Origin of the sequence: Acidocella aquatica (assembly GCF_030160635.1) — a bacterium.
GTDB classification, from domain to species: domain Bacteria; phylum Pseudomonadota; class Alphaproteobacteria; order Acetobacterales; family Acetobacteraceae; genus Acidocella; species Acidocella aquatica.
The window spans coordinates 55,859-65,128 of sequence record NZ_BSOS01000043.1 but is presented as its reverse complement, the minus strand read 5'-3'; the positions used below and the strand labels follow the sequence as shown (position 1 = coordinate 65,128).

At 59.9% G+C, this 9,270-nt stretch carries 8 protein-coding genes and 2 pseudogenes; 5 read left to right on the top strand and 5 right to left on the bottom strand.

What is annotated here, in order from left to right; genetic code table 11:
- Nucleotides 1-115 precede the first annotated feature (115 nt).
- Together QQJ84_RS08385 and QQJ84_RS08380 are read left to right on the top strand one after the other, a co-directional pair.
- Nucleotides 116-1,359 (top strand): annotated as a pseudogene (locus tag QQJ84_RS08385) (IS3 family transposase); the annotation flags it as partial.
- A gap of 42 nt (nt 1,360-1,401) precedes the next feature.
- A pseudogene (locus QQJ84_RS08380) lies at nt 1,402-1,584 on the top strand (transposase); the annotation flags it as partial.
- Here QQJ84_RS08380 and QQJ84_RS08375 read toward each other — a convergent pair.
- On the bottom strand, nt 1,574-3,028 hold the full coding sequence (locus tag QQJ84_RS08375) for an aldehyde dehydrogenase family protein (protein ID WP_456304813.1): 1,455 nt from the start codon (nt 3,026-3,028) through the stop codon (nt 1,574-1,576). The pseudogene QQJ84_RS08380 and the gene QQJ84_RS08375 sit on opposite strands and share 11 nt — an antisense overlap.
- A gap of 274 nt (nt 3,029-3,302) precedes the next feature.
- Between QQJ84_RS08375 and QQJ84_RS08370 the strand changes: the two genes are divergently transcribed.
- Complete coding sequence (locus tag QQJ84_RS08370) at nt 3,303-4,241, top strand: 3-carboxyethylcatechol 2,3-dioxygenase (protein WP_284257686.1); 939 nt, start codon at nt 3,303-3,305, stop codon at nt 4,239-4,241.
- A gap of 63 nt (nt 4,242-4,304) precedes the next feature.
- A complete protein-coding gene (locus QQJ84_RS08365; RefSeq protein WP_284257685.1) occupies nt 4,305-5,684 on the top strand; it encodes a spinster family MFS transporter in 1,380 nt (459 codons plus the stop codon).
- A gap of 47 nt (nt 5,685-5,731) precedes the next feature.
- Here the strand turns inward: QQJ84_RS08365 and QQJ84_RS08360 are convergent, their stop codons facing one another.
- The gene (locus QQJ84_RS08360; RefSeq protein WP_284257684.1) at nt 5,732-6,124 is read right to left on the bottom strand and encodes a RidA family protein; all 393 of its coding nucleotides are present in this window, start codon (nt 6,122-6,124) and stop codon (nt 5,732-5,734) included.
- Between the two features lie 181 nt (nt 6,125-6,305).
- Between QQJ84_RS08360 and QQJ84_RS08355 the strand changes: the two genes are divergently transcribed.
- Nucleotides 6,306-6,974 carry a GntR family transcriptional regulator gene (locus tag QQJ84_RS08355; protein ID WP_284257683.1) on the top strand — a complete coding sequence of 223 codons (669 nt, stop codon included), beginning with the start codon at nt 6,306-6,308 and terminating at the stop codon, nt 6,972-6,974.
- Between the two features lie 213 nt (nt 6,975-7,187).
- On the opposite strand, the gene QQJ84_RS08350 is transcribed toward QQJ84_RS08355, so the two are convergent.
- The 3 genes from QQJ84_RS08350 to QQJ84_RS08340 are packed head-to-tail and all read right to left on the bottom strand — an operon-like array spanning nt 7,188 to nt 9,263.
- Entirely contained in the window at nt 7,188-8,051 is an 864-nt protein-coding gene (locus QQJ84_RS08350; RefSeq protein WP_284257682.1) for an alpha/beta fold hydrolase, read from the bottom strand.
- A 23-nt stretch (nt 8,052-8,074) separates the two neighbouring features.
- Nucleotides 8,075-8,500, bottom strand: coding sequence for a PaaI family thioesterase (locus tag QQJ84_RS08345; RefSeq protein WP_284257681.1), 426 nt, complete (start codon nt 8,498-8,500; stop codon nt 8,075-8,077).
- 1 nt (nt 8,501) lies between these two features.
- Nucleotides 8,502-9,263 carry an enoyl-CoA hydratase/isomerase family protein gene (locus QQJ84_RS08340; RefSeq protein WP_284257680.1) on the bottom strand — a complete coding sequence of 254 codons (762 nt, stop codon included), beginning with the start codon at nt 9,261-9,263 and terminating at the stop codon, nt 8,502-8,504.
- Nucleotides 9,264-9,270: the final 7 nt, after the last annotated feature.

Sequence of the window (9,270 nt, the reverse complement as noted above, 5' to 3'; positions counted from 1 at the left end):
TCTTACATCAAATCAACGGTTTACGCTATGCTCGCCAGCAGTCCTGCATAATCCGGGCTAGCTTGAAGCGGACCCCCGAGGCGCTCAGCGGATCGCCATAGCGGTTGACGAACAGCTGCTTGACTGGCGCCGGCAACGTGATGCCGGTGCATTCGGCGCGCTGGCACCGCAGAAACGTGGCCGCAAAACCGAACCGGCGAATCCGCTGGCCGCCGAGCTGGCAGCCCTCCAGCGCGACAATTTGCGCCTGTCGCGCCGTCTCGCCCGGGCTGAGGCCATTATCGAAGTTCAAAAAAAAATTGCGACACTGCTGGGAATCCCTCTGGACCCCAGCGACGACGAGACATGACCAACGCCCTCGCGGCTCTCGCGCCCGCCAGCGGGATTCCCAAAGCCGCATGTGCGGCACTGGGACTTTCGCGCGCCAGCGTACAGCGCCGGCGCGCATGCCAGAGGCATCCGCCGCTGCCGCCGCGTCCACGCCCCCGGCCACAGCGGGCGCTGACCACCCCCCAGCAGCAGACCGTTCTCGGCCTGCTGCACGAACCCCGCTTCGCCGATCAGGCACCAGCGGAAATCTATGCCAGCCTGCTCGACCATGGCATTTACCACTGCTCGATCCGCACCATGTATCGCATCCTCGGCCAGCATGCTGAGGTCCGCGAGCGCCGCGGCCAACTGCGCCATCCCGTCTACCAAAAGCCAGAACTCCTTGCGATCAGCCCGAACCAGGTCTGGTCCTGGGATATTACCAAGCTGATGGGGCCCGCCAAATGGACCTATTTCTATCTCTACGTCATCCTCGATATCTTCAGTCGCCGCGTCGTTGGCTGGTGTGTCGCGGACGCCGAAACCGCTTCGCTGTTCAAGCCGCTTTTCAATGAGGCTGTCGCAAAACACAACGTGCCAGCCGACCAACTCACGCTGCATGCCGACCGTGGCAGCCCGATGAAAGCCAAAGCCACCGCCCTGCTGCTGGCCGACCTCGGTGTCACCAAATCACACAGCCGGCCGCATACCTCCAACGACAACCCGTTCTCCGAAGCCCATTTCAAAACCCTGAAATACCAGCCGCAATTTCCAAAACGCTTCGGTTGCATCGAAGATGCCCAAACCTTCTGCCGCGGCTTCTTCGACTGGTATAATAACGACTACCACCATGCCGGTATCGGTCTCATGACACCAAACCAGATCCATTACGGCCAAGCCGATCAGGTCTATGCCGCACGGCAGATAACCCTCAACCACGCTTTCAGCAAAAACCCCGAGCGCTTCGTCAACAAATCACCAAAACCACCCAGCAAGCCAACCGCCGCCTGGATTAACCCGCCCATCGCCAAGCTTAAAGTTCAAGTCTAATTAACCAACCCGGGTGTCTCAATGTCGTTGACACGTTCCGCATTCTCAGGGGCCGAAGCGGTGCTCGCCTATCTGTCGCGCTACACCCACCGCGTTGCCATCTCGAACCGGCGACTGATCGCTATGGATGAGGCCGGCATCGCCTTCCGCTACAAGGATTACCGCCGCGATGGCGTCAAGCTTCAACGCGTCATGACGTTGGCGCCCAACGAATTCATCGTCCGAGATTCACTGCGACGGATTTGATTTCCGTAAAGGCTTCGACGCCTTCCCTCCCCTGCTCACGGCCGATGCCAGATTGCTTGTAACCCCCAAACGGCATCGCTGGATCCATGGAGGCGGCCGCATTCACCCTTACCGTGCCAGACTTTATTCGCCTTACCATTTTATGCGCGGTCTGCAGATCGCGCGTCCACACGCTGGCTGAAAGCCCGTACATCGTGTCATTCGCCTTCAACGCGATCTCGTCGAGGGTTTCGTCGTCGAAGGGCATGGCGCACAGCACGGGGCCAAAAATTTCTTCGCGCATGATACTCATCTCTGGCCGAGTCTGCACAAAAATAGTCGGCTCCACGAAATAGCCCGCCCGGTCGATCTTTCTGCCGCCGGTCAGGATTTCCGCGCCCTGTTCCACGCCTTTGCGCACATAGTCCAGCACCCGGCTCTGCTGGATTTCTGAAACCACAGGGCCGATCTGCGTCTCCGGCTCGATCCCCGGCCCGACGCGCAGAGCCCTTGCCCGCATCTCAACGCCGGCGACAACCCTGTCGAACACCGCGCGATGAACAAACAGCCGCGATCCCGCCGCACATACCTGGCCGGTATTGCTGAAAATGCCCATGGCCGCGGCCTCGACCGCGAGGTCCAAATCCGCATCCGGAAAGATGATGACCGGAGATTTGCCACCCAGTTCCAGCGAAACCCGCTTCATTGTCTGCGCCGCGCTCGCAAGAATTTTTTTGCCCACATCAGTTGATCCCGTGAAGGAAATCTTGTCGATACCCGGGTGCGCGACCAGCGCCGCTCCGGCTGAGGTTCCCAGCCCGGTCACGATGTTGATGACGCCGGGCGGAAACCCCGCCTCCTGAACGAGTTGCCCCAGTTTCAACGCGGAAAGCGAGGTCTGTTCCGCCGGCTTCAACACAACCGTGCAACCCGCGGCGAGCGCCGGGCCGATCTTGCCCAGCGTGATAGCCAATGGCACATTCCACGGCACGATCAGCCCGGCCACACCCAGCGGTTCGCGTAGGGTGTAAGTATGCCACTCACCCGGGAGAGAAACATTCCGGGTCTCGCCGTTCAACTTTGTCACCCAGCCTGCCTGGTAGCGCAAACCCTCGATTGCGCCTTGCACATTGAGATTCCGTGCGAAGCCAAACGGCATGCCGTTATCGAGCGTCTCGATCAGCGCCAGATCATCGGCTGCCTGCTCCATCAGATCCGCGAGCTTGTGAAGCAGCTTCGCGCGGACAGCGGGGCGCATTTTCGTCCATCGGCCATCGTCAAACGCCAACCGCGCGGCACACACGGCGCGATCGATATCCGCCTCGCCGCCCAGTGAAATCCGGGATACGATCCGCCCCGTAGCGGGGTTGATCACCTCTGCCGCGTCACTACCCTGCGCCGCCACCCATTCGCCGCCGATCAACAACCCTGGAGGCCGGGCCATGAAATCATCCACTCGAGCCTGCAAGGATTCTGAAATCATGCCTTTGTTTCCTCTGGATCAGTTTGTCAGCGCCTGAGACATTCGCTCTCAGCCGGCTCAATATATGCCACGTATTATATCTGGCATTCGATGTTGGCGAGAATCTTATCAAACAACCTGAAAAATGTGCATCTAGCGCACAACCGACGCATACATGTTGCCCATGTCCCCGGGCGGGAATAGCGAGGACGCAATCCAAGATCACCAATCCGCATTTCAGATAGGGAACCGAAACGTGCCGCTGACTGCCATTTGCGCCTCCCATACGCCGTTGATGAAGCATATCACCATCCCGCCGGACACACGCGGCATGATCGATGGTGCGTTTCAAGCGCTGGCCGGCATCGTGCGCGACTCCAAGCCGGATCTGATCATTCAATTTTCACCCGATCATTTCAACGGCTTCTTCTACGAGCTGATGCCGGCGTTCTGCGTGGGCACGGCAGCGGAATCCATTGGCGACTGGGGCACAAAGCCCGGCCCACTCAATGTTCCGGAAGACATCGCCGCCGCGCTGGCCAAGGCACTGCTCGATAGCGGCATAGATGCCGCCGTGTCTTATAAGATGCGTGTCGACCACGGCTTCATCCAGCTCTGGGAAAACATGCTGGACGACCTGCCCTCTACGCCACTCATTCCCATTTTCATCAACTGCGCGGCACCGCCACTGCCCACCTTCCAGCGTGTGCGTTTACTGGGCGAAGCGGCCGGCCGCTTCGCGCTCGCAACCGGCAAGCGCGTGCTCTTCGCCGCATCGGGCGGGCTGAGCCACGACCCGCCGACGCCACAGCTTGCCACCGCTGCTCCGGAAATCCGTGCCCGCATTATCAACAGATTCTCCCCCACGCCGGAAGAGCGGGCCCAGCGCGAGACGCGCATCATCGAGATCGGCACCCTTGCGCAAGCAGGCAAAGCCAGTGTCCTGCCCGTATCCGAGGTATGGGACCGCGCCTTCCTCGACACCGTGCAGCACCACCCGGTCAGCACCTTCGATGCCCAATCTACCGCGGCACTTGCCCCCGTCGCCGGGCGTGGCGGGCCGGAGGTGCTATGCTGGCTCGCGGCACTCGCAGCCCTCTCGACTGCCGGGCCTTACGACACGAAGCTGCATTTCTACGAAGCCATCCAGGGCTGGATCGCAGGCATGGCGCTGCTCTCGGCACAAACACGTTGAAATATGATGCTGTATCATAAGGCGGAGCATGCGCGGCGGGACGCCACGCGGGAGAATGGTTTTATGAAGAAAACGTTGGGGACAGACACCACCGCGGCGGGTATTCTCGTTGAGAAACCTCGCAAATCGGCGCTCTACCGGGCCTGGTTTTTACTCGTGCTCACGCTCATCTACGCCTCTAGTTTTGTCGATCGAATCATCATCGCCGTCATCGGCCAGCCGATTAAAATGGAGATGAACCTGTCGGACTTTCAGGTCGGCCTGCTCGGCGGCTTCGCCTTCTCCATCTTCTATGCCACGCTCGGCATTCCCGTTGCCCGCATCGCCGACCATTTCAACCGTGTGAAGCTCATCTCTGCCACAATCATGGCATGGTCGGTGATGACCGCTCTCTGTGGCACTGCCGGCGTGTATTGGCAGCTTCTGCTATACCGGCTCGGCGTTGGCATCGGCGAGGCCGGCAGCACGCCGACCTCGCACTCGCTCATCTCAGATCAATTCACGCCCGAGCGCCGCGCGTCTGCGCTGGCCCTCTATGCGCTCGGGCCACCGATCGGCGTCATCGCTGGCGCACTTGGCGGCGGCTGGATCGCCCAGCATATCGGCTGGCGGCCGGTCTTCTTCGTGGCCGGCATTCCGGGCCTGGCACTTGGTATCCTCGCATTTCTCACATTGCGGGAGCCGTCGCGCGATCCCGCGCATACGGAAGTCCCCGCTCTCAAATTGGTACTGGCGCTGCTTTTCTCGAGCCGCTTGTTCATTCAGATGCTGCTCGGCGTCATCATTGCGGCGTTCGCACAATACGCCATCAACCTCTTCATCCCCATCTATCTCATCCGCGTCTTTAACATGCCCCCGGCGCACGCCGGGCTCATATTTGGCGGCATCGTCGGTCTAGGCGGCATCATCGGCGGCGCGCTCGGCGGGCCGCTGGCGGATTGGGGCGCGCGGTATTCCCACCGCTGGTACGCCTTGGTGCCCGCGTTTGGCACGCTCGCCGCCTTTCCGCTGATGGCGTTCGGCTTCATCCAGCCGGATTGGAAGCTAGCCGCCTTGTTGCTGCTGCTCGGCACCATCGCCGCATCCACCTGGAACGGTCCGACCTTCTCCATTGTACAGGGGTTGGTCACGCCGCGTATGCGTGCCACCGTCTCGGCCATCGTCTTTCTTCTGATGAACCTGGTCGGCCAGGGTTTCGGCCCCCCCGCCATCGGTTTTGTCAGCGACAAGATCGCCGCGCATGTTTTCGGCGCCGGGAATTATGCAGCGGTCTGCAGCCCCATGGCGCTGAAGATGGGCGCCACGGCGCAGCTGGCCCAGGCCTGCGCAACAGCTTCAGCCACGGGCATTCGCACGGCCATGCTCATTTTTTCCTTCATTCTCGTCTGGGGGGCGCTGCACTACTTCCTGGCGGTGCGGCACATTAAAAAGCAGCTTGTATGAAAACAGGGCCGAAAGGCCCCGTTTTCATACGTTCAGATATTCAAAGCTCATTCCCCAAGAACGGCGACGAATTCCAGCTGCGCGGCCAGCCCGTTTCCCAGCTCATGCAGCGTGATGTGCCGCGCCGGGCGGTCGTGCGGATCGGGAAAGCATTTCAACCATTCCCCGTTTACGGCCTCACGCGTATTATTATCCGCCAGGGTAATGCTCAGCTTCACTACATTCTCCAGCGTCGCGCCGCCCGCCTGAAGAATCGCCTGCATATGCGCGAAGGCCAGCGCAACCTGCGCCGCGCCGGTCGGGGCTAGCTTGCCCGTGCCGGGATCACGGCCGGAAATCGCCGATGAGTAGATAACATTGCCAACACGGGCTGCCAGCGGGATCGGCGCCGCGCCATGCGACAGACCGGGGACTTCAATAGAGCGCCTACGTTTTGACAATATTTTAACCCGTGCTGTGTACACCAACAGTATGATGTGGAATATTGAACGTCAAGCATCCGGGTTCTTGTGCTATCCCAGAGTATTCGTTCAGATAACGTGCGAGAATTGCGTTAAGTAACCAGAGGGGCCATGCCATGAATTCGTTATCGTCTTCAACCTACCGTCCAAGAGGTTTCCTTTGAAGCCAGGCTCCAACCTTGCCGCCGTCATTCGGGATACACTCGAAGACGAAATTGAAAAAGGCATACTGCCGCCGGGAGCCTCGCTCGATGAGCGTAGTCTGGCCGAGCGCTTTAATGTCTCCCGCACCCCGGTGCGCGAGGCTTTGCAGCAGCTGGCCGCCATAGATCTGGTGAAGATCGCGGCACGCAACGGCGTGTTCGTGAGCCGGCTCACCGTGTCGGAACTGCGTTCGATGGTCGAGCTTCTCGCTGTGCTGGAAAGCGTGTGCGCCATGTTCGCGGCGCGACGCCTCACGGACGATCTGCGCACCGAACTGCTGGAAAACATGAAAAAATGCGAACAGGCTGTCGCCGAGCACGACTACCCGGCCTATCGCAAGGCCAACGAGGCCTTCCATGGCGCCATCTACGCCGCCAGCCGCAACCCCTACCTCGCACAAATCGTACACGGCATCCGGGTAAAAACCCAGCGTTACCGAATCAATGACCTCAAATCCGAACGTCAGGTCAACGAATCTCTCGCTGGGCATAAGCGCATTGTCGAGGCGATTTTGGCAGGTGCCGATAAGGCCGCCTACGACGCCATGCTGGAACATGTGCCCATCGGCAGCACCGGTTTTTCGGAATTTCTCTCAACCTTACCCCCCGGCATTCTGGAAGGGTGACAAAAAGGCCAGTCTTTTACCGGGGGCTTTCGCATTCAGGCGGGTTGGTCTCACAACCTTAACAGTAAGAACGGCGATGACCACCGCCGTGGATAAGCAGCCCGCCGGCGCCAGACTCGTGACGGCAGCTTCGGCGGGCCAATTACCGGCCTCCTACCCCCAGCGGGGAGGCGATTGGCCGGCCGCGCGTCAGTAACAGCCGTCTCATTCGGCTCAATGCATGAGAAAATCCAGCACCATGCGGTTGAACTCTTCCGCATGCTCCCATTGCGCCCAATGACCGCAACGGTTGAAAATATGCATCTGCGCATTTTGTAAGCCCCAAAGCAGGCGCAGGCCCGTATCCATCGGCACGAAACGGTCGTCGCGTCCCCAGATAACCAGAGACGGTGCCGCGATCTCCCCCAGGCGATGGCCGTAATCGGGAAACTGCTTGGGGTTTGCCATGGAACTCTTGACAAAATTCTCCAGATGATCGCGCCGCGCCATGATGTTGTCGAATCGTATTTGGAGCAGCTCCTCCGTCATGGAGCTGCCATCGTACACGAACACCGCCATCATCTGCTTAAGATTCTCGATCGTGGGATCGCGGTAGAGTCGTTGGATCAACTTGATGCCCTCGGTCGGCATGGGCACGAACTGGCTCGGTCCGCCGGTGCCGCCGCCCATGAGAATGAGCTTGCCAACGCGGGAAGGATTAGACAGTCCAAAAGCCACCGTGCTGTGCGCCCCCATGGAATTGCCGATCACATGCGCGCGCTCGATAGCGAGATGGTCCAGCAGTGCTAACAGCGTGCGGGCATTAAGATCCGAGCGCGAGCCGGTGCAGACGATCGTGTCGCTCTTGCTCCACCCCAAGCTGTCCAGCAGCACGACCCGATATCCAGCCTCGACAAGCGGCTCGATATTGCGGTTGAAATTCGCCCAGCCGCTGGCTCCGGGGCCGGAGCCATGCAACATAACGACGGTCTCGTGACCCGCCTTCGTGTCATTGTAGTGAATACGGTATTCCTTGCCGTCCTCGTTGATGGTGGCAAAGCTGCTTGTGCTGGCCTCGGTAATGGTGATGTCCGTCATTGGTCAAAATCCTCAGCTTCCAATCAATCCCGTGGTTTCACAGGCAATATCTTACTCACGGCTGTGGCGGTGGCGATAAGCTTGCCCTCCTGCCACAATTCGCCTGTGACATTACAAACCTCCCGGCCATGCCGCACGAGCTTTGCCATACCGCGGAAGCCGCCCGGGGTACCGGGACGGATGAAGGATGTGTTGAGGTTGAGCGTCGCGATGCTCGCCCCTGGGCCAATCGCATTAATGATGAGCAGGGAAGTCACATCATCTAGCATGGCGCAGAGAATGCCCCCTTGCACCTGTTCGGCCGGGTTGAGGAACTGGGGACCGATCTGATAACTGCACTCGACCTCATCCTCATTCTCTCCGATCCGCAGCACCGCGCAGCCGAGGGTCTGTGAGATGCCGGGCAGTATCAACTCACCATCTCTAATTTTATGCAGCAGCCCGGTCATGTCATCGCCCTTTGAAATCCGGCTTGCGCTTCATGGACCATGCCCGCGTACCTTCATCCAGATCTTCGGAAACATCCGCGGCAGCAATATCCGCCTCGCACGATGCGATGTCCAACGCACCATCTGCGATCTGATTGAGATATTTCTTCATACCCAACAGTGCCAACGGTGCCATACCGGCCAGCCGGTAGCTAAGCGCATCAGTTTCCACCGCAAGCTTCTCCATCTCGACGATCTGGTCAAGGAACCCAACCCGCAGCATCTCGTTAGAATCCAGCTTGGCGCCGGTCAGCAGAATTCGCTTGGCATTACCAAGGCCGAGGCGCGTAACATAGCGCGCCATGCCCGAGCGGTAGAAGAGCAGGCCAAACTGCGCCGCCGGGACGAACATCTGGCACTCCGGAACGCCGAGCCTGAAATCGCAGCTCAACGCAAGGTCCGTCGCGCCGCCATAAAGTCCGCCATTCAGCGCCGCGACGGTGACCGGCCGCGCCGCCGCAACATCATTCACCATCTGCTCGAACAAGGCCGTCGTCTGCGGTCCACCAATGCTGCCGATATTGAAACCGCCGCAGAAACTCTTACCCTCCGCGCGGATGCGCAGAACCATAACCTCCTTGCAGCCATTCACCTTGGCGACATGCATCCGGATCGCCTCGAGATCCTCCAATTCCAGCCGGTTCGCCACATCAGCGCGCGCGAGACTGATCGTCGCGATGGCGCCGGTGATTTCGAGACTTGGTCTCTGGCCCGGAGTGGTCATTGTTCCC

What these genes read in the sequence shown, in the direction of transcription:
- QQJ84_RS08375 (WP_456304813.1), bottom strand. Translation starts at nt 3,028, where the DNA reads ATGGCCCGGCCTCCAGGGTTGTTGATCGGCGGCGAATGGGTGGCGGCG.
- QQJ84_RS08365 (WP_284257685.1), top strand. Translation starts at nt 4,305, where the DNA reads ATGAAGAAAACGTTGGGGACAGACACCACCGCGGCGGGTATTCTCGTT.
- QQJ84_RS08350 (WP_284257682.1), bottom strand. Translation starts at nt 8,051, where the DNA reads ATGACGGACATCACCATTACCGAGGCCAGCACAAGCAGCTTTGCCACC.
- QQJ84_RS08345 (WP_284257681.1), bottom strand. Translation starts at nt 8,500, where the DNA reads ATGACCGGGCTGCTGCATAAAATTAGAGATGGTGAGTTGATACTGCCC.
- QQJ84_RS08340 (WP_284257680.1), bottom strand. Translation starts at nt 9,263, where the DNA reads ATGACCACTCCGGGCCAGAGACCAAGTCTCGAAATCACCGGCGCCATC.